The sequence below is a fragment of the Thiomicrolovo immobilis genome (genome assembly GCF_039645955.1).
Lineage (GTDB): Bacteria > Campylobacterota > Campylobacteria > Campylobacterales > Sulfurimonadaceae > Thiomicrolovo > Thiomicrolovo diazotrophicus.
Genome location: NZ_CP147916.1, coordinates 1,384,836 through 1,406,260 on the forward strand (window position 1 = coordinate 1,384,836; position 21,425 = coordinate 1,406,260).

General features: G+C 58.9%; 25 protein-coding genes. 7 read left to right on the forward strand and 18 right to left on the reverse strand.

Features of this window, described 5'->3' with window-relative positions; all coding sequences use genetic code 11:
- Positions 1–23 precede the first annotated feature (23 nt).
- Both WCX72_RS07070 and cutA read right to left on the reverse strand, forming a co-directional pair.
- Positions 24–338 carry an MGMT family protein gene (locus WCX72_RS07070; RefSeq protein WP_345969137.1) on the reverse strand — a complete coding sequence of 105 codons (315 nt, stop codon included), beginning with the start codon at positions 336–338 and terminating at the stop codon, positions 24–26.
- Positions 335–655 (reverse strand): divalent-cation tolerance protein CutA, encoded by a 321-nt coding sequence (gene cutA / locus WCX72_RS07075; RefSeq protein ID WP_345969138.1) that lies wholly within the window; start codon positions 653–655, stop codon positions 335–337. Before cutA ends, WCX72_RS07070 begins: the two co-directional genes overlap by 4 nt.
- Before the next feature lie 73 nt (positions 656–728).
- On the opposite strand from cutA, the gene WCX72_RS07080 reads away from it, so the two are divergent.
- Positions 729–1,460 (forward strand): NnrU family protein, encoded by a 732-nt coding sequence (locus WCX72_RS07080; protein ID WP_345969139.1) that lies wholly within the window; start codon positions 729–731, stop codon positions 1,458–1,460.
- On the opposite strand, the gene WCX72_RS07085 is transcribed toward WCX72_RS07080, so the two are convergent.
- From WCX72_RS07085 to WCX72_RS07110, 6 genes are read right to left on the reverse strand one after another with little or no spacing between them, the layout of a single operon-like run.
- The gene (locus WCX72_RS07085; protein ID WP_345969140.1) at positions 1,461–2,180 is read right to left on the reverse strand and encodes an LrgB family protein; all 720 of its coding nucleotides are present in this window, start codon (positions 2,178–2,180) and stop codon (positions 1,461–1,463) included.
- Positions 2,170–2,532, reverse strand: a complete 363-nt coding sequence (locus WCX72_RS07090) for a CidA/LrgA family protein (RefSeq protein ID WP_345969141.1) — start codon at positions 2,530–2,532, stop codon at positions 2,170–2,172. The genes WCX72_RS07085 and WCX72_RS07090 overlap by 11 nt, the downstream gene beginning before the upstream one ends.
- A gap of 16 nt (positions 2,533–2,548) precedes the next feature.
- A complete protein-coding gene (gene argB / locus WCX72_RS07095) occupies positions 2,549–3,400 on the reverse strand; it encodes an acetylglutamate kinase (protein ID WP_345969142.1) in 852 nt (283 codons plus the stop codon).
- Positions 3,384–4,307, reverse strand: coding sequence for a tetraacyldisaccharide 4'-kinase (locus tag WCX72_RS07100; protein ID WP_345969143.1), 924 nt, complete (start codon positions 4,305–4,307; stop codon positions 3,384–3,386). The genes argB and WCX72_RS07100 overlap by 17 nt, the downstream gene beginning before the upstream one ends.
- Positions 4,304–5,422 (reverse strand): DegT/DnrJ/EryC1/StrS family aminotransferase, encoded by a 1,119-nt coding sequence (locus tag WCX72_RS07105; RefSeq protein ID WP_345969144.1) that lies wholly within the window; start codon positions 5,420–5,422, stop codon positions 4,304–4,306. Before WCX72_RS07105 ends, WCX72_RS07100 begins: the two co-directional genes overlap by 4 nt.
- Positions 5,423–5,431: 9 nt before the next feature.
- Positions 5,432–6,232, reverse strand: a complete 801-nt coding sequence (locus WCX72_RS07110; RefSeq protein ID WP_345969145.1) for an NAD+ synthase — start codon at positions 6,230–6,232, stop codon at positions 5,432–5,434.
- Between the two features lie 211 nt (positions 6,233–6,443).
- Here WCX72_RS07110 and WCX72_RS07115 point away from each other — a divergent pair, with 211 nt between their 5' ends.
- Positions 6,444–7,100, forward strand: coding sequence for an OB-fold nucleic acid binding domain-containing protein (locus tag WCX72_RS07115; protein ID WP_345969146.1), 657 nt, complete (start codon positions 6,444–6,446; stop codon positions 7,098–7,100).
- A 165-nt stretch (positions 7,101–7,265) separates the two neighbouring features.
- Here the strand turns inward: WCX72_RS07115 and WCX72_RS07120 are convergent, their stop codons facing one another.
- Complete coding sequence (locus WCX72_RS07120; protein ID WP_345969147.1) at positions 7,266–8,081, reverse strand: ferritin-like domain-containing protein; 816 nt, start codon at positions 8,079–8,081, stop codon at positions 7,266–7,268.
- A gap of 25 nt (positions 8,082–8,106) precedes the next feature.
- Here WCX72_RS07120 and WCX72_RS07125 point away from each other — a divergent pair, with 25 nt between their 5' ends.
- The 4 genes from WCX72_RS07125 (at position 8,107) to WCX72_RS07140 (ending at position 11,004) form a co-directional block, all read left to right on the forward strand.
- Positions 8,107–8,700, forward strand: a complete 594-nt coding sequence (locus tag WCX72_RS07125) for an MBL fold metallo-hydrolase (RefSeq protein ID WP_345969148.1) — start codon at positions 8,107–8,109, stop codon at positions 8,698–8,700.
- Positions 8,701–9,088: 388 nt separating this feature from the next.
- Positions 9,089–9,814, forward strand: a complete 726-nt coding sequence (locus WCX72_RS07130; protein WP_345969149.1) for a tetratricopeptide repeat protein — start codon at positions 9,089–9,091, stop codon at positions 9,812–9,814.
- Between the two features lie 93 nt (positions 9,815–9,907).
- Positions 9,908–10,792: an HpcH/HpaI aldolase/citrate lyase family protein gene (locus WCX72_RS07135; protein WP_345969150.1), complete on the forward strand. Its 885-nt coding sequence runs from the start codon at positions 9,908–9,910 to the stop codon at positions 10,790–10,792.
- The gene (locus tag WCX72_RS07140) at positions 10,789–11,004 is read left to right on the forward strand and encodes a hypothetical protein (protein ID WP_231018191.1); all 216 of its coding nucleotides are present in this window, start codon (positions 10,789–10,791) and stop codon (positions 11,002–11,004) included. The genes WCX72_RS07135 and WCX72_RS07140 overlap by 4 nt, the downstream gene beginning before the upstream one ends.
- A gap of 5 nt (positions 11,005–11,009) precedes the next feature.
- On the opposite strand, the gene WCX72_RS07145 is transcribed toward WCX72_RS07140, so the two are convergent.
- From WCX72_RS07145 to WCX72_RS07170, 6 genes are all read right to left on the reverse strand, one after another.
- Entirely contained in the window at positions 11,010–11,627 is a 618-nt protein-coding gene (locus WCX72_RS07145) for an arylesterase (RefSeq protein WP_345969151.1), read from the reverse strand.
- A 5-nt stretch (positions 11,628–11,632) separates the two neighbouring features.
- The gene (mnmA, locus tag WCX72_RS07150; protein ID WP_345969152.1) at positions 11,633–12,655 is read right to left on the reverse strand and encodes a tRNA 2-thiouridine(34) synthase MnmA; all 1,023 of its coding nucleotides are present in this window, start codon (positions 12,653–12,655) and stop codon (positions 11,633–11,635) included.
- 71 nt (positions 12,656–12,726) lie between these two features.
- Positions 12,727–13,995, reverse strand: a complete 1,269-nt coding sequence (locus WCX72_RS07155; protein ID WP_345969153.1) for an ArsS family sensor histidine kinase — start codon at positions 13,993–13,995, stop codon at positions 12,727–12,729.
- On the reverse strand, positions 13,982–14,662 hold the full coding sequence (locus WCX72_RS07160; RefSeq protein ID WP_345969154.1) for a response regulator transcription factor: 681 nt from the start codon (positions 14,660–14,662) through the stop codon (positions 13,982–13,984). The genes WCX72_RS07155 and WCX72_RS07160 overlap by 14 nt, the downstream gene beginning before the upstream one ends.
- A gap of 51 nt (positions 14,663–14,713) precedes the next feature.
- Positions 14,714–15,499, reverse strand: a complete 786-nt coding sequence (locus WCX72_RS07165) for a TIGR00730 family Rossman fold protein (RefSeq protein WP_345969155.1) — start codon at positions 15,497–15,499, stop codon at positions 14,714–14,716.
- Positions 15,500–15,501: 2 nt separating this feature from the next.
- Positions 15,502–16,428 (reverse strand): 5'-nucleotidase, encoded by a 927-nt coding sequence (locus WCX72_RS07170; protein ID WP_345969156.1) that lies wholly within the window; start codon positions 16,426–16,428, stop codon positions 15,502–15,504.
- Between the two features lie 102 nt (positions 16,429–16,530).
- Between WCX72_RS07170 and fbaA the strand changes: the two genes are divergently transcribed.
- Positions 16,531–17,610, forward strand: coding sequence for a class II fructose-bisphosphate aldolase (gene fbaA / locus WCX72_RS07175; protein ID WP_345969157.1), 1,080 nt, complete (start codon positions 16,531–16,533; stop codon positions 17,608–17,610).
- Here the strand turns inward: fbaA and WCX72_RS07180 are convergent.
- From WCX72_RS07180 to WCX72_RS07190, 3 genes are all read right to left on the reverse strand, one after another.
- On the reverse strand, positions 17,607–18,482 hold the full coding sequence (locus tag WCX72_RS07180; protein ID WP_345969158.1) for a pyridoxal-phosphate dependent enzyme: 876 nt from the start codon (positions 18,480–18,482) through the stop codon (positions 17,607–17,609). The genes fbaA and WCX72_RS07180 overlap by 4 nt on opposite strands.
- 1 nt (position 18,483) lies before the next feature.
- On the reverse strand, positions 18,484–19,323 hold the full coding sequence (locus WCX72_RS07185) for a peptidyl-prolyl cis-trans isomerase (RefSeq protein WP_345969159.1): 840 nt from the start codon (positions 19,321–19,323) through the stop codon (positions 18,484–18,486).
- A gap of 76 nt (positions 19,324–19,399) precedes the next feature.
- Positions 19,400–21,340, reverse strand: coding sequence for a response regulator (locus WCX72_RS07190; RefSeq protein WP_345969160.1), 1,941 nt, complete (start codon positions 21,338–21,340; stop codon positions 19,400–19,402).
- Positions 21,341–21,425 lie beyond the last annotated feature (85 nt).

Sequence of the window (21,425 nt, forward strand, 5' to 3'; positions counted from 1 at the left end):
GCGAAGCGGTAGTTAGAGGTGCCCTAAACGAAGCGGTGGCGTTTTTCGGCAAAATCCACGACTCTGCCCGCGCCTACCTGTACCCCTTCCGAAGCGAGCAGGGAAATCTTGCGCTTCACCCCGCCCTCGCCCGAATAGCTGCCGATACGGCCGTCGCTGCGGACGACGCGGTGGCAGGGGATATCCGGGGCATAGGGGTTCTTGCCCACGGCCGTCCCGACGGCGCGCACGGCCCGCGTGCCGAGATGCGCCGCCAGATCCCCGTAGGTCGTCACCCTCCCTTCGGGGATGCGTTTGAGCGCTTCCCAGACGGCCCGCTGAAAAGGGGTGCCGCTCACCGCACGCTCTCCTGCAGCCACGCCAGGTAACCGCTGTTGCCGGCGACGACGGGGGCCGCGATGATCTCGGGCACGTCGTAGGGATGCAGCGTTTCAATGCGCGTTTTGAGCCGCTCGAAGGCATCGGCGGTCGTCTTGATGATCAGCAGCACCTCCTCGTCCTCGCAGTATTCGCCTTTGAAGATATAATGCGACATGACAGAAGGCAGGCGGTTGACGCAGGCGCTGAGCCGCTCTTTCACAAGGGCCTCGGCGATGTCTTTGGCACTGACCGGATCGGGGCAGGTGCAGTAAACGATAATTGATTCTGTTTTCATAGCTTCATTATAACGCTTCTGGAAAAACCGGTGTGCGCAGAAAAAGAACAGCTATCATAAAATATAATGCATTATGCAACAAATTCTTCTCTTTATCTACGCCGTGTTCGCCTATATTTCGGCGATGGTCTCCGTCTTAGTGCTGATCCTCTGGGTCTACCCCTGGTCGTTTATGCCGATCAACATTGACAGCGGCAGCGGCGGCAGCTTTGCCCTGCCCGTCGACCTCGCGCTGATCGCGCTTTTCGGCCTGCAGCACTCCGTCATGGCCCGTCCCGTCGTCAAACAGGCGCTTTTCGGCACCCTGCCCGTCGCCTTTCGCACCTCGACCTACACCGTACTCTCGGCGCTCTGCCTGCTGCTGATCGTGCTGCTGTGGCAACCGATGCCAACCCCGCTCTACGCCTTCGAATCCGGCTCGTTTTTCTGGCTGACGACGCTGCTTTACGTCCTGGGGTGGAGCATGGCCTTTGTCGCGACCTTCCAGATCGACCACTTCGAGCTTTTCGGGCTGCACCAGGGGTACCGCGCCCTGCGGGGAATCCCGGAACCCGAAGTACGCTTCCAGAAAAAAGGGTTCTACAAGTATGTGCGCCACCCCATCCAGACCGGCACCGTGATCGGCCTCTGGGCCGTGCCGGTCATGAGTACGGGGCATCTGCTCTTTTCGGCGGGCATGACGCTCTATGTTCTTATCGGCCTGATATACGAAGAAAAGGACCTTGTCAAGACACTGGGCAGCGCCTACCGCCGTTACCGCGAAGAGGTCCCGATGCTGCTCCCCTTCAAAAAGAGACGCTCCTGATCAAAGCCACCCCATCCATTCGAATATGGGTGGCAGAAGCAAGGCTGTCAGGAATGCAGCCAGCGCCATGGCCAGCCCCGCAAAGGCGCCGCTGACGGGGTGGGCTTCGAAGGCCCGCGCCGTCCCGACGCCGTGGGCCGTCACCCCCATTGCAATACCGACCGCGCTCTCATCGGTCACCCCCGCCGCTTTCAGGATACGCAGCCCGATAACCGCCCCCGTAATGCCCGTGAAAACAACAAATGCTGCCGTCATGGCCGGGATGCCGCCGAGCACCTCGCTTATTCCCATCGCCACCGGCGTCGTCACCGATTTCGGGGCCAGGGAGATCAGCGTTTCACGGTCCAGCCCCAGGGCGTACCCGATCGCTACGGCGCTGAAGGCCCCCACAAGCACACCGACGGCAAGCGACACCGTCACCGGGAACCAGATGGCGCGCAGGCGGGCCATCTGCCGAAACAGCGGCACGGCCAGCGCCACCGTCGCGGGACCCAGCAGGAAATGCAGGAACTGCGCCCCGGCGAAATAGTCGTCGTAGGAGGTCCCGCTCAGCTCCAGCAGGGCGATCAAAGCGACGATGGCGACGGCGACAGGATTGAGCAGCGCCACACTGCCGCTTTTGAGAAACAGTTTCTGCGCCGCCAGGTAGACGAGGATGGTCAGCGTCAGCCACCACAGCGGCGACGCGGCAAGGTAGACCCAGAAGCTCTCAAGCGCCATCGGAATACTCCATTTTCTGGCGGCGCAGCAGCCACTGCATCGTCCACCCCGTCACCACCAGCGTGATCACGGCGCTGGCAAGAAGCGTCACTCCCAGCTTCAGCCAGGTACCGCCCAGGGCGTCAAAGTAGACCATCACCCCTACCCCGGCGGGCACGAACAGGAGTGCGAGGTATTTGAGCAGTCCGTCGACGGTCAGGTCAAGGTCGTGGGAGGAGCGGCCCCGGTAGCGGAGCCAGAGGAACAGCAGCAGCATCCCGAGTACGGGACCGGGAACCGGCCAGCTAAAGAGCTGCACCAGCGCCTCGCCGCAGAGCTGGCAAAAAAGCAGAATCGCCATGCCGTTGAGCATCGTCTTGCCTTGGTGCCTAGAGGGTGATCTGTGTGCCGATACCCTCTTCGGTAAAGAGCTCAAGCAAAATGGCGTGTTCGATCCGGCCGTCGATGATGTGGGCCTTCTGCACACCGCGTTCGATCGCCTCGATACAGGCGTCGACCTTCGGCACCATGCCGCCGTGGATCGTTTTATCGGCCTTGAGCTCTTCGACTTTCGCTTCGGTCAGCGACGAGAGCAGCTTGCCCTCGCCGTCGAGGACGCCCGGGGTGTCGGTCATAAAGACGACCTTCTTCGCCCCGATGGCCCCGGCGATCTTGGAAGCCGCCAGGTCGGCGTTGATGTTGTAGCCCGGGTGGCCCGTCTCGCCATCCGAGGCGATCGGCGCGATGACCGGGATGAACTTCTCGTCGATCAGGCGGTGGATGACGTCGGCTTTGACATCCTCGATGACCCCGGTAAGGCCCCATTTACCCGAATCTTTCGGCTGGGCGCGCAGGAACTGCGCATCTTTGCCGTTGACGCCGAAGGCGCTGGCGCCGTGGGAGTTGAGCAGCGCGACGATCTCGTTGTTGACTTCGCCGCACAGCACCATCTCGACGATGCGCATCACTTCGGGAGTCGTGACGCGCTGCCCGTCGATGAACTCGGTAGGGATGTCCAGTTTGGAGAGCATCTCGTTGATGCGCGGCCCCCCGCCGTGGACGATGACCGGACGGATCCCGACAAGGTACATCAGCAACACGTCTTTGGCGAATTTCGCCTTGAGCGTTTCGGAAGTCTGCGCCGCCCCGCCGTACTTGATGACGACGATCTGGTTTCTGAACTCCTTGATGAACGGCAGCGCCTCCAGGAGGGTCTTGACGGTATCAATCTTTGTTTTCATCGTATGTCCTGATGTAGTGTTCCACGTCTGCGGCCAGTGCGTCGTCGAGCTCCAGATGGAGCTCCATCAACGCGAGCGGCAGGTCAAAGTGGCGAATTTTAACGTAATCTTTATAAGTAACGAGCAAGGCATCCGCCCCGCTCTGCTCGAGGATGGACACCAGTTCGTCGCGCGCAAAGAAGTGGTGGTCCGGAAAGGTTGATTTGGCGACAACCTCGGGCAAAAAAGGGTCCAGCCGCTCGGGCCGGGCGATGGCGGTGACCAGTGCCATCTTCGGCGCCGCATCCCTGATCGTCACACGGCGCGTGAAATCCACCCCCTCCCGGACAAGCCGCACCTCTTTCCCCGGCCAGAGCCGCTCGCGGAAGGGGCCGGCGGGAAGGCAGAAGCCGTTGGCGGCCGCGACGTCGATGACGATGTCGTACTTGGCGATAAAGTGCTTGCCGTAGCCATCGTCGAGAAAAACGCAGCCGCACCCCATCGCTTTGGCTTTGGCAATGCCCGCTTCGCGATCCTCACTGACGATGACGACAGCGTGGGGCAGCTCCAAAGCGTAAAGCATCGCCTCGTCACCGCTGCACGCCACATCGCAGAGTACGCTGCTACCGTCGGAGACGACCTGAAGCCCGCTGCTTTGGCGCCCGTAGCCGCGCAGCACGACGGCGGGATTCGCCTGCCGCTGCGCCAGCGCCACTGTCAGCGGGGTCTTTCCGCTCCCGCCGACGGTCAGGTTGCCGACGCTGACGACGGGGATGCCCTGGTGACGCGGTACGCTGTTTTGATAGCGGCGGTGCATGATAAAGCAGTAGAGCGCACCGAGGGGCCAGAGCGCGTAGGCGAGCAGACGCTGGAAGGAAGAAGGAGCGTAGAAGAAACGCTCCCCCCAGGCGACGAGGCGGGGTTTCACACGCGGGTTTTCGCGAGTTCGATCACTGCGTCACAGATGTAATCGACCTCTTTGTCCGTGATGGAACCGTAGATCGGGAGGGAGAGCACCTGCTGGTAGTTGCGCAAAGCGATCGGGAAATCATTGATGCGCAGATTGTATTTATTCTTGTAGTACGCCATCAGGTGCAGCGGGATATAGTGCAGCCCCGTCTCGATCCCTTTGGCCAAAAGGTCGCGGGCGAAACCGTCGCGGTTCTTATCGATCTTGATGATGTAGTTGCTGAACGCGTGGTCGCCGTGGATCTCCGGAGGGGTGATGTGGTAGACCCCTTTGAGCCGTTCGCTGTAGCGCGCCGCCACCTCTTTCTGACGGGCGATCACCTTGTCCTGGTGGGAGATGAAAGCATCGTTAAAAGCCGCCTCGATTGGGCTCATCGTGTATTTGCTCCCGATATCGACGACGTCGTAGATGTAGCTCAGTCCTTCGTCGTCACGCACCATCGCATGGTTGCGCAGCAGGGTCGCGCGTTCCATCATCTCGGCGTCGTCGGTGACGAGCATGCCGCCGTTGCTGATGGTCTGCTTCATGTGGGGGCTGAAGCTGAAGCAAGTGATGTCCGCCCCCGTCGAGCCGATCTTCTTCCCCTTGTAGGTCGCTCCGAGCGCGTCCGAAGCGTCTTCGACGATCTTGACGTTGTAGATCTTGGCGATGTTGTAGAGCCGGTCGAGGTCCATCGGCTGCCCCGCGATGTGCGAGACGATGACCGCCTTGAGCTTTTTGGCGCTGTTGGCTTCGAGGTAGCGTTCGAGCTTGTCGATATCCATGTTCATCGTCCACTCGTTGACGTCGATAAAGATCGGTTCGGCGTCAAAGTGGCGGACGACTTCCGGCACGGCCGGGAAGGCGTTGACGGAGCAGAGCACCTTGTCCCCGCGTTTGAGGTCGATGGCCAGCATCGCCAGGTGCAGCGCCGCCGTGCCGTGGGAGGTTGCCAGCGCATAGCCGCAGCCGATATAGTTCTCAAAGTTCGCTTCGAGATCCTCCACGGCGAATTCGGCATCGCCCTGCAGTACCTGCTCGACCTTGTTACGTTCCTTGGGACCGATTTCCGGCCGGTAAAACGGTACTTTCATCCTTTTCTCCTATAAAGTGATATCGCGTGGATAGTTGAAATCATGGTTGATCGTCCGCGAGGTCAGTTTCGCGATGACGGGCATTTTGCGCTTGAACTGGTTGCGGTAGATCCGGGTCAGGATCAGCTCCACCAGCGCCGCGTCGCACCCCTCTTCGATCAGTTCCGCTTTGCTGGCGCGCTCCTCGACGTAGCGGCGCAGCACGGCGTCGATCTGCGCGTAGCTGTACCCCAGCTCCGCTTCGTCGCTCTGCCCCGCCCAGAGATCCGCCGAAGGGGGTTTGCCGATAATGCTCTGTGGTACGTCCAGGTGTGCCGCCAGTTCGAAGACCTCCGTTTTGTAGAGATCCCCGATGGGATTGACCGCGCTGGCCAGGTCCCCGAAAAGGGTCCCGTAGCCCAGCATCAGTTCGCTCTTGTTGCTCGTGCCCAGCACCAGGGCGCTCTCCCTCGCCGAGATGTCAAAGAGCGTCGCCATCCGCATCCGTGCCGAAAAGTTCCCGATGCGCAGATTGTCCATCGCCTCATGCTCGTAGGCTTTGAGCATCGGTTCGATGCTGTGGGTCTCCGCACGGATGCCGAAGCGTTCGCAGAGCTCGTCGGCGTCATCGAGGCTGTTTTGCGAGGAGTAGTGCGACGGCATCTTCACGCAGAGCAGACGGTCCCCGAAGGCGCGGTGGGCCAGTACGGCGACCACGGCGGAATCGATCCCGCCGCTGAGCCCTACGACGACATGTTTCAATCCGGTTTTTTCGACTTCGTCAATGAGGAACTTCGTCAAAAAATCGGTAATCATTGCGTATTTGCCCATCCGACGTTCCTCGAAATCTTTATTTTCCCGCTTCTCTTTCCTCCATGGTATCAAAGTATTATTTTAGAGAAGCCTTAACAATCAAAATTATATCAAATTTTCCTTCGCAAACGATAATTTTTATAATTGAGATCATATTTTTTCGTAAATTTCCATTCGTTGGGCAACAGTCTGATATGATGCGGACACCGAATAAACGAGGAGAATCCGAATGAAGACATTACTCTTTCTTATAGTAGCCGTTTGCGGCCTCTGGGCAGCCGGCCCGAATGCGCCGGTGCAGCACACCGCCCGTGTCGTGGAGACGATGGATGCCGGCGGCTACACCTATATGAGAGTCAATGAGGGCAAAGCGCCCTACTGGGTCGCGGTGGCGGCGGCAAAGGTCAAGGTGGGCGAGAACGTCTCTTTCACCGAGCAGATGTGGATGCCGAACTTTAAAAGCCGCGCCCTCGGCCGTACCTTTGACAAGATCCTGTTCGCTTCCATGGCTCCGGGAACAGCGGCGCCCGCCGAACGTGTCCAGCCGCAGAGCGCGCCGAAAGAGGTTCTGAAAAAAGCAAAAGGCGGCTACAGCGTCTCCGAGGTCTTTACCAAGCGCCAGAGCCTCAAAGGCAAAACGATCAAAGTGCGCGGCAAGGTCACCAAGATCTCCAGACAGATCATGAAGCGCAACTGGGTCCACCTCGAAGACGGGACCGGCGATACCATGACGGACGACCTCGTGTTCACGGCCAGTGACGTTGCGAATGTTAAAGCGGGTGATATTGTCGTTGCGACGGGAAAAGTAGAGACGGACAAGGATTTCGGGTACGGATACTTCTACCCGGTCATCGTCGAAGAGAGCAGCTTTGTCAAAGAGCGCTGATCAGCGCTCCTTTACGCCTCCGGTGCGAATCAGCACCGAGGCGCCGAAAATGACCAGTGCCGCTAAAGCGACGACGGTCTGGGTCTGCGCGAAGAAAGCGTAATCCATTTGTTCCCCTTTTGTTACCTTTATGTAATCCTATTGTAACAAATTGGCTTTCTTTCGTCAACAGATCTTTTCCGTACTCATACGGTTGAGTTCGCTGCAGCTGAACCCCGCCGCTCTGCGGGCATCGACGTTGAGGTACTTCTGCCGGGGGTAGCTGCCTGGGCAGCACTGTTCGACGATGTCGAAATAGACCGACTTCTCCGCCCCCGCCGCTTCACAGGCGTAATCGAACCAGCGGTCCCCCTTGCGGACATGGTCCACCTCCTCTTTCAAGATCACCTGCAGTGCGTCGACGATCCGGCCGATCATAGGGTCGTTTTTGATCGGTAGCAGTCTCTCCAGGATCTGCGGCGTTGCATCCAGACCGTTCGCCTCGAAATAGCGCGGCACCACCGCCATCCGTTCAAGCAGGCTTAATGTTTTCTGTCCGGCCTCAAAGAGCCCCGCATGCACCGGCAGGGCACCGTAACGGCTGCCGAGCGCTTCAAGCAGGGTATGAAGCATCTCGAAGTGGCGGCACTCGTCGTCGGCGACCTCGAGCCAGTCGTCGTAGAACGCTTTTGGCATTCCCGTAAAGCGGTAGGCGTGGTCCAGAGCCAGGTCGATCGCACTGTACTCGATGTGGGTGATGGCGTGCAGCAGCAGGATCTGCCCTTCCGCGGTCACGGGGCTCTTGCGCCGGGGGACGTCCTGCGGCGGGACGATCTCGCAGACGGAGGCGAAGGAGGGTTCGTCGAACTGCACCGGAGTGAATCCCTCGTCGAAAACGGTTCCCCCCGCCTGGTACGCGGCATAGAAGGTACGGAACGCCGCCAGTTTTGCCGCCGGCTCCGCGGTCATGATGATCGATTGAAGGGTCGTGTGAAATTGCATGTATAATTCTACCAAAGGAAAGCGTATGCAGATAAAAAAGCAGCCCATGGGGCCCTACCAGACCAACTGTTACATTGTCACGGAGAACGGGAAAGACATCATCATTGATCCCGGCGTCGGTGCGGTAGAATGGGTCAAGGCCAACGTGACGAATCCCGTGGCCATCCTCAACACCCACGGCCATTTCGACCACGTCTGGAGCAACCAGGAGCTCAAAGAGCAGTTCGACATCCCGCTGTACACCCCCAAAGGCGACGTCATGCTGCTGCAGAAAAGCGGCTGGATGCCGGACCTCCCGCCCTCCTACCCAGACGTCGAGGTCGAGGGGGACCAGACCTATGATATCGGCGGCATCGAAGTGACCTTCCGCCACTTCCCCGGCCACTGCCCCGGCTGTTCTATGATCGAGATCGGTGACGCCGTCTTCAGCGGGGATTTCATCTTCCAAAACTCCATCGGCCGCGTCGACTTCCCCTACTCTTCGCCCGCAGACATGAAAAAGAGCCTCCGGAAATTCCTGCAGATCGACTACGACAAGAAAGTCTACCCCGGCCACGGCGCGCCGACGACGATCAAGGCCGAGCAGCGCAACGTCCCCTACTGGCTTAAAGCGATCTAAGCCTTTGTGACGCGGCAGGTCTTCCCACACCTGCCAATCATCCATAGCTCCCCGTCCCGATTTCCCCCTTTTTAGACCCGTCTCCCAAACCAGCATAAAGCACTCCTCTGACCGTGCAGACATTACGGATGCATGATGTGTAACGGCTCAAGCAGCCGTTCATCAAATTTAACCCGCTTTCTTTGCCGTCGGGATCGTCCGTGATCGGGCAGTAAACTATGCCGTTTCCTGTGAAATTTTCTGCTGATTGAGCGCTCCAAACTGATAATTCAGGTCCTAAAAGCCCCCTAAAACAGGAGCAAAGAGCGGATAAAGCCTGCTTCGCTACCATGCGGCGGCTCATTGCCACTATCAACATACTTTTATCACTATCCTAAGGACCCAAATTATGAAAAAAACCATCCTATTGCTGCTTGCAACCGTGCCGATGTTCGGCGACGCTTTCAACGAAGGCCAGTTTGCATACGACAAGGGGAATTACCGTCAGGCCGCCATCCAGTGGGAAAAAGCCTGCAATCTCGGTGAGGAAGCTACCTGCTACAACCTCGGGATTATGTACTACAACGGCCAGGGCATCGGTCAGGATTATGCCAAAGCCGCCGACTACTACAAAAAGGCCTGCGACTCGGGGAGTGCTCCGGGGTGTACCAACCTCGGCCGCATGTACGAACACGGCCGCGGCATTGCCAAAAATGAATCCCATGCCGTCCTGCTCTTCCGCAAGGCGTGCTACGGCGGTGAAGCAGCGGGATGCTTTAACCTCGGCAATATGCTCCGTGACGGCCGGGGCGCGGAGCAGGACTATACTCAGGCCGCCAAGCTTTTCGATGTCTCCTGTGAGCTCGGGAATGCCCACGCCTGCACAAACATCGGCTACATGTACAGTTCCGGCAAGGGCGTGCAGCGCAATGCAGCCGCAGCGGTCGAGTATTTCAAGATGGCCTGCGACAACGGCAGTGCCAGCGGATGCTATAACCTCGGGAACATGTACACGCTCGGCGAAGGCACTACGCGCAATGATGCGGCAGCGGCGCTGCTGTACGGCAAGGCGTGCAACGGCGGCTCTACGCTCGGCTGCAAATACTACAACAAGCTGAAGCAGGCGGGGCTGTAATATATTCATACGGCAGTTTGCGGTAGCATAGTCCCAACGGAAAGGAGAGCGTCATGAAAAGACCCGAGCAGCGCAACGTCCCCCAACGGCTCCATGCGATCTGAGCTTATCCATCCCGCCGAACTGGGCGGGACCCTCTTCGTCCCGGCGACACATCCCGGCCTCGCCGCCGTGCTCAGCGGTGAGAAATACCCGCAGCTGCGCAGCTGCGTCATCGACCTCGAAGACGGCATAAACGCCGCCGACCGCGACGATGCGCTTCAGCGGCTGCAATCCCTCCTGCCGCAACTTGCGGACACCACCCTGCTCCGTTTTCTCCGCCCGTCGTCGCCGGAGATGCTCTGCGAACTGTTGCGTATGGAAGGGATTGAAAATCTCGACGGGCTCGTCCTGCCGAAATTCGGCGGCGACAATGCCGATGCATGGCTGGCGCTTCTGGACGACAACGCATTCGCCTTTATGCCCTCCATCGAAGGCTGCGACCTCTTTTCCCAGGCAAAACTGCACGCCCTCGCCGACCGGCTACAGCCCTACCGCGAGCGGATCCCCACCCTGCGTTTCGGGCTCGAGGATATGCTGCGCCAGCTGGGGATGGTACGCGACTGCGATACGCCGCTGTACGGACTCGTCGCCCCGGCGCAAATCATCGCAACGCTCCTCACCGTTTTCAAACCCCGCGGTTTCAGCCTCTGCGGCGGCGTCTACAAATGTTTCAAGGACAAGGAAGGGTTTGCCCAGGAGCTGGAAGCGGATCTGAAGCAGGGGCTTTTCGGCAAGACGATCATTCACCCTTCCCAGATCGATGCCGTCGAGCGTGCCTGCAGGGTCGATGCGGCGGCGCTGGCGCAGGCGGAAGCCATCGTTTCCGTATCATGCAATGTTTCAAGCTTTCGTGGTATGATGGTGGAGAAACCGACGCAGCTGCCCTGGGCGCGGATGATTCTGCGGCGCGCAGCGCTCTACGGAGTAAAGGCATGACCAAATTTGTCCATAACGCCCCGACGCAGGATGAAGTCTATTCGTTCAATATGCATGTCGCCCACAGCGAAAACTACACGACCTACCGCATTCCCCTCGGCGCCACGTCCGAAGGGCAGAAAGAGCGTCTCTCACGCCGCTACGGCATACCCCTGCGCATCCTTGAGGACGAGCAGGAGCTCGTCATCAAGATTATGAATGAAATGGGGTAAAAGGGCTATTCGACATACCCCAGGGAGCGCAGTCGTTCCGCAACCCTTTCAGCGATGACACGGTATCCCGCCGCGTTAGGGTGCACATAGTCTGCTCTAAGCGCCCGGTCCCCCAAGACATCCGGCAGTAGTGAAGGCATATAGGGTATGCCCTCCTCCTCGGCGATCTCCTTATACAGCGGCAGCGACGTCATACCGAAAACCCCGAATGTCGGAACTCCGATCAATACAACATCGATCTTTTTCGCTTTTGCCATCTGTACGATACGTTTGAGGTTTGCTTTCAGACGGCGCTTCGAACGCTGCTGCAAAATGTCGTTCCCGCCCAAACAGAGCAGCATCAGCCGGATAGTGTCATCTTCAAGCACGCCGGGGAAGCGCGCCAGCCCCTCCGATGTCGTCTCGCCGTTCACGCCGGCATTGATCACCGGGAAACCGGTCAGTGTCTGCAGCACGACAGGGTAGCTTTCATGGGCCGATGCGCCGTAACCGTGGGTAATGCTGTCGCCGAACGCGAGAATCGTGTCGCCTGTTTGCAAAGGGGTGACCTCTGGAGCCGATTTCATAAAATAGATTGCTGCCAGGAGCAGCAGAAGGAGAAGAGAGGCAAAGGCTTTAAGCATCGATGTTACTCGATCCAGCCCCCGCCGATTAGCTTGTCACCGTCGTAGAAGACGGCTGCCTGTCCGGCTGCGACACCCAATACAGGCTCCTGCAGCTTGATCTGTGCCTTTTCCCCTTCGATCTTGACATGGCACGGCACGGCTTTCGTACGGTAACGCAGTTTCACCGTCGTATCGAATTCACTGCGCTCGTCGAAGAGGTTGATGTTGCCGATGGTAACATCCCATATCTCCAGATCCTCTTTCTTACCGACGACGATCTGGTTCGTCTCGGGCTTGATCTCGAGAACGAAGTGCGGTTCATGGGCGCCGTGGACGGTGAACCCCTTGCGCTTGCCGATCGTGTAGTGCATGTACCCTTTATGCTCTCCGACGACGTTGCCGTCACTGTCAAGCACCTCGCCGGGCTGGTCAATGTTCACATAATCCTTGAGCACGTCCGCATAGGTCGTCTCGACAAAGCAGATCTCGCTTGATTCCGCCTGCGACGCGAAGGATTCCAGCCCCTCAACGGAGGCGGCGTAGGCCTTGATATCCGTCTTTTTGCGTTCGCCCAGCGGAAAGATGAGGCGCGGCACGATCCTTTTGTCGATATAGAAAAGAAAATAGCTCTGGTCTTTGGTATCGTCCTCCGCCTGGTAGAGGAAGTGCCCATCGGTCTTGATGTAGTGCCCCGTCGCTAGGTAATCTGCCTCCACCTTATCGGCGAAATCCGCCAGGGCACCGAACTTCATCGTCCGGTTGCACAGGGCGCAGGGGTTCGGCGTACGACCCGCTTTATAGGTCTCGACAAAGGGGGTAAAGACGTTTTGGTTGAACTGTTGCTGCAGATCGAGGACATGCAGCTTCACCCCCGCGAAATCCGCGGCTTTCTGGGCGCGGGCCTGATGGATCTCATGGTATCCCGGCTTGGAGTGCAGCTTCATGTACACCCCTTCGACCTCGTAGCCCTGTTCTTTGAGCAGCATCGTCGTCACCGTCGAGTCCACCCCGCCGCTCATCCCGATAAGCACTTTTTTCTTTTCCATTACCCTTCCAGCATTTTTTCGCAATTGTAACAACTTAGTGATAATTAAACCTAATATTTTCTTCCCAAACGCTATGTTTCAGGCAACTGCGCCGCCCGGGGGGCATTATCAAAACAGATCTTGAAGACATGCTGCCCCTCTTCGTACGCGTAACGCAGCGCATAGCCGTGGCGCGTCACGATCTCGTTGACGATATAGAGCCCCAGTCCCATCCCCTCCAGGGAGTGCTGGGAGAGATCGCGCTGGTATGCCTTGAGGTAGTGGGTATACTCCTCCTTGAACGGCTCCCCGGCATTGGCAATACGGAGGCAATTTTCCGCGAAAGCGATGGACACCGGCCGGTGTGAAGCATACTTTACCGCGTTGTCAATCAGGTTTTTGAGCGCATAGGCAAAGAGGTCGAAATCCACCATGATCTTCTCGTTACCGACGGTGATCTCCAACTCCGAACGCGGCACGTCCAGCAGGTCGATCGCCTGGTCCAAAACGTCGATACAGGCATAAAAGCGGATATCGAGCTGCAGGTGGCGCGCCGTCAGCGACTCCACTCTCGCCAGGTCGTTCAGGTGTCCCTGCATCTGTTCAAACAGTTCCTCAAGGATCGCCTTGTCTTTCGGGTTGATCTCCAACAGATGCGCCAGCAGCTTCCCTTTGCTAATAGGGGTTTTGAGCTCATGCATGACGTTGCGGAGGAAAAGCGAACGGCTGCGCTGCAGGGCTTCGATTTTCTGGACGCTGTCGTGGAAGGCGTTGGCCACCTGCGCCACCTCGTCGCTCCCCTCTACTTTCGTGTCGATCCCCTTCTCCCCGTCGGCGAAGCGGAGGATCTGCCGGTGCAGGTTCTGCAGCGGTTCGATGGAGCCCGACATGTAGCGGTAAAGCAAGATCACCGTCACCAGGACGAGTGTGGCCGCGATGAGAATATAGAGCATGTAGGGCGTCATCTCCTTGTCGCTGCGGTAGTAATACATGTCATGCATCTTGTAGGCGTAATAGCAGTGCATGTCATAGACAAAGATCTCGATGTTCCCCGACTGGAAGGTACGACGCAGGAGCGGGTCCTCAATGAAGGGCTTGCCCTCTTCGCGGATGCGTTTCATCACCTCCCCGCCGACGGGGGTGAGCTGATGCTCTTTAAGGTAACGCGCAAACGCTTCGGGCGTCGGCTTTGTCATAAAAAGCAGGTCGTAAAGCATGACGGCACGCTGGATCTCGTTGCGTTTGTCGAGCTGGATGGAGAGGTAGAGCGCCATCAGGGTCGCGGCGATCAGCAGCAGGGCCGTAATGGCGCCGACCAGGCGGGCGGCGAAGATGATGGAACGGGGGTTAATGTTCGTCAAACCGGTACCCTATGCCGCGCACGGTCTGAATGAAGGTGTCAAAATGCTCCGGGTCGAGCTTTTTGCGGATGCGCCCGACGAGGATATTGATGCTTTCGACCCCGCTGTCAAAGCGGTGCGACTCGATGCTGTTGGCGATGTCGGCGCGGGAGATGGTGCGGTTGGGGTGCCTCAGCATCAGTTTCAGGATCTCGTACTCCGCCAGGGTCAGTTTCAGGGGTGTGCCGTCGAAATAGATCAGCGTCCCCTCTTCGTCGATGCGGAAACGGCTCTGCAACTCCTCCGTTTCCGTCTCGCTCCGTCCCCGGCGCCGCAGCACGGTCTTGATCCGCGCCATCAGTTCGCGGGGATCGTAGGGCTTGGGCAGGTAGTCGTCCGCCCCGTTTTCCAGCCCCGTCAGCTTGTCGTCGAGGTCCGTACGCGCGCTGGAGATGATAATGGGAACGTCGGAGCGTTCGCGGATTTTGCGGCAGAGCATCAGCCCGTCCATCTCCGGCAGGGAGAGATCGAGTACCACGAGGTCGAACGGCTCCGTTTCCAGCGCCTTCATCGCCCGGGAGGGGCGTGTCACGTGTTCGACCGTCATCCCCTCCTGGCGCAGAAACCGCCCCAGCAGTTCCGCCATCTGGACGTCGTCTTCGATCAGTAGCAAGCGGGTCGCTTCCACGGGCCATCCTTTCAATGTCATCCAGCATACCCGTTCATCAAAAACATTTCATTAACGCAGCAGCGTATCGTGATCCTCCCCGAAGCCGCGCTCCTCGAAGAACTGCTGCAGCTTCTTATAGTAGGGAGTGTCCGCCAGGCCGCTCGCCCTGAGCGATCCCAGCTGAAGATCCAGCGATTCACGGATCTCCCGAACGACCAGGTCCACGTCATCCGTCAGCGTCAGCTTTGCCAGGTCCTCTTCGTCGATCATCCCCTCGGCGAGCAGCGAGCTCCGCATAAACGCCAGCAGCGGGGCGTAAAAGGCCTCCCCCATTAAAAAGACGCAGACCCCGTCGACCTTCTTGGTCTGAATCAGCGTCAACGCCTCGAAAAGTTCATCGAGGGTGCCGAACCCGCCGGGCATGATGACGTAGGCCGTGGAGTATTTGACGAGCATCACCTTCCGGGAGAAGAAGTAGTCGAAATTCTCCTCTTTGGTCGTATAGGGATTGGAGCGCTGTTCCATCGGGAGTTCGATGTTCAGACCGACCGATTCGACCCCGGCTTCCCGGTGCTCGTAGGCCCCGCGATTGGCCGCTTCCATGATGCCCGGGCCGCCGCCGCTGATCACGTTGAAACCCGAAGCAGCCAGCTTGCCGGAGAGTTCGACGGTTTTGGCGTACCAGGGGTGCGTTTCATCGACGCGGGCGCTGCCGAAGATCGTCACGGCCGGGCCGAGGTCGCCCAGTTCGTCGAACCCCTTGACAAAATCGGCCAGGATCTTGAATACCGACCAGACGTCGGAGGACTTGATATCTTTGACATAGCGCTGCTCTATCTTCTGCTCCGATGCCATACCTATTTCTCCTCGGGGATAAGTGTGCGAATCGGCGAATCGCTCTTGTAGGGGACCTTGCCCGACGGTACGACCCGCGACGCCCCGTCCAGATGGACGTCCTGGTCATCAAAGAAGATGTGGGCCCCGTACGCTTCGAGGATCGCCTCCTTGCCCAGCCCGCCCAGGAAAAAAGCTTCATCCACGTTGACGCCCCAGCGCCGCAGGGTCTGGATAACCCGTTCGTGGGCCGGCGAGTTGCGCGCCGTGACAATGGCAATACGCACCGGCGACGGTGACGGGGCGAAGTGGCGCTGCAGGTACGAGAGGGTAATCAGCAGCTTCGCGAACGGTCCCGCTTCCAGGGGCTCGTCCGCGTGCGCCTTCTCGTGTGCCCAGAACGCCTCGATGCCGTCGCGTTTGTAGATCAGTTCGCTCGCTTCGGAAAAGAGGACCGCGTCGGCATCGAAGGCGATGCGGATCTGGTCGTCATGGTGCTCAGCGTTCTGCGGCGGCGCGTAGAGCACGGCGGCGGCCACCCCGCCGTCAACGGCCTGCTGGACGTCCTCTTCGGACTTGGAGAGGAACAGGTCGACTTTGAAGGAGTCCAGGTAGGGCGAAAGCGACGTTCCGCCGCTGAACGCCGCCCGAGTGATGGACAGGCCGTAGTGTTCGACGGAGTTGAAGACGCGCAGTCCCGTATCGGGGGAGTTGCGCGACATGACGATCACCTCGACGACCTGCTTCCCCGCCTTCACGTTGAGACCCAGCAGGGCCTCAACGAGGGGGAACGCCGTCCCCTTTTCAAGGGGGACTTTCTCGTGTTCAAGCTGGTAGGCGCGGTACGCCTCAAGTCCCTCCTCCTCGAAAATGCGGTTGGAAGCCTCGAGGTCGAAGAGCGCCCGCGAGGAGATGCCGATCACCAAAACCGAAGAGAGATCAAATGCCATGCCGTGCAACCTTCGCGTAATAAATACGCACGTATTTAACGGTTATCATAGCGAAAAGCGCTATAATCCGCATTAGAAATTTTCTGTCCCAAGGATCTTTTTATGGCACAAGGTATTCTCGATCTGGTCAAACCAGGCGTCCTCTTCGGAGACGACGTCCAGAAGGTGTTCGCAGCGGCGAAAGCGGGCGAATTCGCCCTTCCGGCGGTCAACGTCGTCAACGTGGAGTCCATCAACGGCGTCCTGGAAGCGGCGGCAAAGGTCAACTCACCCGTCATCATCCAGTTCTCCAACGGCGGCGGCCAGTTCTTTGCGGGCAAAGGGCTCTCCAACGACGGCGAAAAAGCCGCCATCGCCGGAACGATCAGCGGGGCGCAGCATGTCCATATGATGGCCGAGCTTTACGGCGTGCCGGTCATCCTGCACACCGACCACGCCGCGCGCAAGCTCCTGCCGTGGATCGACGCGCTGCTCGAGGCCGGCGAAGTGCACTTCGACCGCACGGGCAAGCCCCTGTTCAGCTCCCACATGCTCGACCTCTCCGAAGAGAGCCTTGAAGAGAACGTTGCCACCTGTGCCGAGTACCTGGCCCGCATGGACAAGATCGGGATGACGATCGAGATCGAACTGGGCGTCACCGGCGGTGAAGAGGATGGTGTCGACAACACGAACATCGACAACGCCCTGCTCTATACCCAGCCTGAAGACGTCGCCTACGCCTACGAGATCCTCAGCAAGATCAGCCCGCGTTTCACCGTCGCGGCCTCCTTCGGGAACGTCCACGGGGTCTACAAACCGGGCAACGTCGTGCTGACGCCGAAAATCCTGGACAACTCCCAGAAATACATCGCCGAGAAGTTCGATACGGCTGAAAAACCGGTCAACTTCGTCTTCCACGGCGGCTCCGGCTCCGCCCCCGAAGAGATCAGCGAAGCCCTCGGCTACGGCGTCATCAAGATGAACATCGACACCGATACGCAGTGGGCGACCTGGGACGGGGTCAGAGGCTATGTCGCGAAGTACCACGACTACCTGCAGGGCCAGATCGGTAACCCCGAGGGCGAGGACAAGCCGAACAAGAAGTACTACGACCCGCGTAAATGGCTCCGCGCCGGCCAGGAGACCCTGGTCGCGCGTGTCGAGCAGGCCTTCGCCGACCTCAACGCCATGAACCGCAACTAAGGGCGTCGCGCGTAGCGCGCGAGCATCGTCTCGTTGCCGCTGACGCCGCCCGAGTGCACATACAGCACTTCCCCCTCCAGATCATCCCACGCTTCCATTAACGCCAGCCACATCACCGGGGCATAGATCAGGTCGAATGCCACACCTGCCGCTTTCAGTTTTTCATACGTCTGCAGCAGCGCCGCATCCAGGCTGCCGAAACGGTAGGGCGTGGAGAGGATCATCAGGTTCGGCGGCAACGGCATTAACGCTTCGATCTGCCGCTGCAAATAGGCGGGATCGCCCACCGCCGCCACGGTGACCACGCGGCATTCGGGCAGGGCCCTGGCCAGGTAGGCCGCCGTCGTGCCCGTGCCCGAGGGCGTCACGACATTGAGACATTCGATGCCCCGTTTCTCTTTCCATGCCCGGATCTCTTCGGCCAGGGCCCTCACCCCCTCCTCCGCGCCCAGGTCGGCCCCGCCCTGGGCGATGAGCCGCGAGCGCTCCTGCTTTGCGCAGCGCTGTTTCAGCGCCGCTACCGCCGCATCGTATTCGGTCGGATGCACTTCCTGCAGTGCCATCCCCAGCGCCAGGGCATGCTTGTAGTTCCCCTGCGGGTCCGCTTTCAGATGCCGCGGCGCCGTTTTTGCGGTATATTCGAATCGCCACCCTTTCAGACGACAAAGCGCTGCGACGGAGAGCATGGCGTTGGACTGGATACCGCCGTAGGAGACCAGCGTATCGATCGCTTCGGAAGGGGTCTGCAGCAGTGCATAGAGTTTTCGGTATTTGTTGCCGCTGAAAAGGGGGTGGATCAGGTCGTCGCGTTTGAGGGTGAGTTCCCGCCCTTCAAACCGGAAGGGTTCGAAAGGTGCGGGGGAGAGGTGCAAATTATTTGCTGTAGGTGATTTTTGCAGCGTTTTTGAGCGCTTTGGTCTTCGCTTCCATCTCTTTTTGGAATTTTTCCTGCTTCAGGCGCTGTTCGATGAACGGTTTTGCTTCGTCGAGTGTCGCTTTCTTGCCGGCCTGCTTCTCTTCGAGATAGATGACGTGGTAACCGAACTGGGTCTTGACCGGTTCCGGCGTGATCGTTCCGACCTTCATGCTGAAGACGGCGTCGTTGAACTCCGGTACCATCTGTCCCTGCTGGAAGAAGCCGAGATCGCCGCCCTTCGGACCGCTCGGGCCTGTCGATTTGGCTTTGGCGTCTTCAATGAACTTCTCTTTGAGCTTGTCGCCCTTGAGGCTCTTCATCCCGCTGATGATCTTCTTCGCTTCGTCTTCCGTTTTCACGAGGATGTGGCGTGCATGGACTTTTTCTTTCTGCTCGAACTCGTCGCCATGGCCGTCATAGTAGGCTTTGATCTCTTTGTCGCTGACTTTGATGCCCTCGAGCAGATTCTCCTGCCAGACTTTCGCCGCGAGCTGCTTCTGAATGCGCGCTACGATATCGTCATACTCTTTTTTATATTTGGCGGATTCGAGGACACCCTCTTTCTTGGCTTCTTCGTAGACGAGCTCTTGCATGACGAGGCCCTCGACGACGCGCTGCTGCAGTTCATCCTGCTTCTCTTTCGGCAGTGAGGTAAAACGTCCCTGCGTCCCTTCCATCAGGACCGCGTTCACTTCCTCGGATGTGATCGTTTTACCGTTGACCGTTGCCAACACTGCCGCAGAGGCGCTCACGCTGATCAGCGCCGCCGCCATCAATGATTTGATGATAAGCTTCATTCATTCACCTTTGTTTAATGTGAAAGTATTGTATTTATGAATATTAAACAGACACCCAACGGCCGGGGCGGCCGCGTCAGGAGAGGGCTGGTTTGCTGAGATAGCGTTCGAGGATCCCCTCGAGTTTTTCGCGCCCCAGGGGTTTGGCGAGGTAGTCGTCCAGCCCCTCGGCGAGGATGCGTTCGCGGTCCCCTTCCATCACGAGGGCCGTCAATGCGACGATGGGTGCGGGATGCTCGCGGAAGAGCGGAAGCTTGCGGATCTCCTGCGTCGCTGCGATCCCGTCCTTGACCGGCATGTCGATGTCCATGAAGATCACGTCAAAAGGGAACTTGCGGCAGAGCTCCACCGCATCGGAGCCGTTCGAAGCGGTCGTAACGGAGAGGTTGTACTCTTCAAGCAGCAGCTTGGTCAGGCGCTGGTTGATGATGTTGTCCTCGACGACCAGCGCTTTGACCTTGCGCTCTGCGCCCTGCGGCTTCTCGACCGCCTTGACCGGCAGCTGCAGCACCTGGGTAAGGTGTTTCGAAATCCGGGAAGGAAGCAGCGGTTTTTTGAGGGTGTAATCGACCACCTGGCGCACCCGCTCCGGCAGCTCCTCGTCCTCGTCGATGAGCATGACGAAGCGGCACGGATGCGACTCGAAGGCCCCCAGCTGCATCAGCCAGCCGGAGTTCTCCTTGGGGGCGACGATATAGAGGATATCCGCCTCGCCGCAGTCGACGTGCTCGGTGTAGTGCACCTTCGTCACCGAGAGCCCGAAAGACTGCAGGTAGCGGCTGAGCAGGTTGCCGTCGAAGAGACGGTCGTCGTCAAAGAGCAGCACCTTCGCGCTGTGGTCGCGGATCGGGTCGAAGCTGGTCACCGTCGTGCCCGTCACGTCGAGGTTAAAGGAGAAGTGCGAACCGCGTCCCGCCTCGGAAGTGACGTCGAGCCAGGTGTCCATCATCTGCAGCAGCCCCTCGGTGAGGGTCAGCCCGACGCCCAGACGGTTGTCCGAATGGCCGCCGGTCTCGAACGGTTTGGTGATCGAAGCCAGCCGCTCCGGCTGGATACCGACGCCCGTGTCCTTGACGCTGACGTGGAGAGTATAGAGGTCGTTCGCATGCTTCTTGAGCACGCGGATATCGACATGGACCCGCCCGCCCGCTTCGGTGAACTTGACCGCGTTGTCCACCAGCAGGGAGATCACCTGGCGGAATTTGCGCGGATCAGCCTCGATATAGGTCGGCATTGCCGGGTCGATAAAGACATAAAGCCCGATGCCGCGCTGGCGCGCCTCGTACTCGTAGTGCTTGAAGAGCGCTTCGAGTTCCCCCATCGGTTTGAACTCGGTCACCTCCAGGCTCAGACGGCCCGTCTGCATCTGCGCGAGGTCCAGCAGGGATTCGATATTGTTCATCATGTACTGCGAAGAGCGTTCGATCATCTCGATGTAATCGCGCTGGGTCGACGTGGGGTGGGAAGATTTCAGCAGCTCGACAAAGCCCATAATGCCGTTCATCGGCGTGCGGAATTCATGGGAGATATTGTGCAGGAACTGCTGCTTGGCCGTCTCCGCGCGCTCGCGCTCCTGGCGTGCACGTTCCTGCTCGGTCACGTCTGTCATCTCCAGGAAGGACAGCCCGTTCAGGCCGCTTTTGAAGACCCTGCTGCGCAGGGCGAAGACCTTGGTCTGGCCGTTCGGAAGCTTCATGTGGACCTGCGGCGGCTTCTCCGCTTCGCGCTCCAGCTGCCGGAGCCACTGCTCGTCGGTCTCGGCAAAGATTTCGTAGTTCGGATCGTTAAAGAAGTCCGCGATCCGGTCATACTGCGCGCGGAACTCCTCCATATTCTTGAAACCGAAGGTGTTGTAAAAGGCGAGGTTTGCCCCCACCCACCCCTTTGCCGGGCTGAAGAACATTACCGTGGCGCTCTGCGCGTCCAGGTAACTGAACAGCAGCGACTTGCTGATGTAGTCGTCGGGGAGGTCCCCCGCATCCGTGCGCTTCCCGAAAAGCCAGCTAATCAATCCCATCGGGCGCTCCTTTCACAATCTTTCACAATGTTAAGTTTCATAGTGTAGCCACCCCAAGCTTTTACATTTATTACACTTATATCAA

Bases quoted from the DNA above. Each gene is read 5' to 3' on its own strand.
- WCX72_RS07110 (WP_345969145.1), bottom strand. From the start codon at position 6,232: ATGGGCAAATACGCAATGATTACCGATTTTTTGACGAAGTTCCTCATT.
- WCX72_RS07120 (WP_345969147.1), bottom strand. From the start codon at position 8,081: ATGCAATTTCACACGACCCTTCAATCGATCATCATGACCGCGGAGCCG.
- WCX72_RS07135 (WP_345969150.1), top strand. From the start codon at position 9,908: ATGCGATCTGAGCTTATCCATCCCGCCGAACTGGGCGGGACCCTCTTC.
- cutA (WP_345969138.1), bottom strand. From the start codon at position 655: ATGAAAACAGAATCAATTATCGTTTACTGCACCTGCCCCGATCCGGTC.
- WCX72_RS07170 (WP_345969156.1), bottom strand. From the start codon at position 16,428: ATGGCATTTGATCTCTCTTCGGTTTTGGTGATCGGCATCTCCTCGCGG.
- WCX72_RS07130 (WP_345969149.1), top strand. From the start codon at position 9,089: ATGAAAAAAACCATCCTATTGCTGCTTGCAACCGTGCCGATGTTCGGC.
- WCX72_RS07125 (WP_345969148.1), top strand. From the start codon at position 8,107: ATGCAGATAAAAAAGCAGCCCATGGGGCCCTACCAGACCAACTGTTAC.
- WCX72_RS07080 (WP_345969139.1), top strand. From the start codon at position 729: ATGCAACAAATTCTTCTCTTTATCTACGCCGTGTTCGCCTATATTTCG.
- WCX72_RS07165 (WP_345969155.1), bottom strand. From the start codon at position 15,499: ATGGCATCGGAGCAGAAGATAGAGCAGCGCTATGTCAAAGATATCAAG.
- argB (WP_345969142.1), bottom strand. From the start codon at position 3,400: ATGAAAACAAAGATTGATACCGTCAAGACCCTCCTGGAGGCGCTGCCG.
- WCX72_RS07185 (WP_345969159.1), bottom strand. From the start codon at position 19,323: ATGAAGCTTATCATCAAATCATTGATGGCGGCGGCGCTGATCAGCGTG.
- WCX72_RS07085 (WP_345969140.1), bottom strand. From the start codon at position 2,180: ATGGCGCTTGAGAGCTTCTGGGTCTACCTTGCCGCGTCGCCGCTGTGG.
- WCX72_RS07115 (WP_345969146.1), top strand. From the start codon at position 6,444: ATGAAGACATTACTCTTTCTTATAGTAGCCGTTTGCGGCCTCTGGGCA.
- WCX72_RS07105 (WP_345969144.1), bottom strand. From the start codon at position 5,422: ATGAAAGTACCGTTTTACCGGCCGGAAATCGGTCCCAAGGAACGTAAC.
- WCX72_RS07190 (WP_345969160.1), bottom strand. From the start codon at position 21,340: ATGGGATTGATTAGCTGGCTTTTCGGGAAGCGCACGGATGCGGGGGAC.
- fbaA (WP_345969157.1), top strand. From the start codon at position 16,531: ATGGCACAAGGTATTCTCGATCTGGTCAAACCAGGCGTCCTCTTCGGA.
- WCX72_RS07145 (WP_345969151.1), bottom strand. From the start codon at position 11,627: ATGCTTAAAGCCTTTGCCTCTCTTCTCCTTCTGCTGCTCCTGGCAGCA.
- WCX72_RS07090 (WP_345969141.1), bottom strand. From the start codon at position 2,532: ATGCTCAACGGCATGGCGATTCTGCTTTTTTGCCAGCTCTGCGGCGAG.
- WCX72_RS07140 (WP_231018191.1), top strand. From the start codon at position 10,789: ATGACCAAATTTGTCCATAACGCCCCGACGCAGGATGAAGTCTATTCG.
- mnmA (WP_345969152.1), bottom strand. From the start codon at position 12,655: ATGGAAAAGAAAAAAGTGCTTATCGGGATGAGCGGCGGGGTGGACTCG.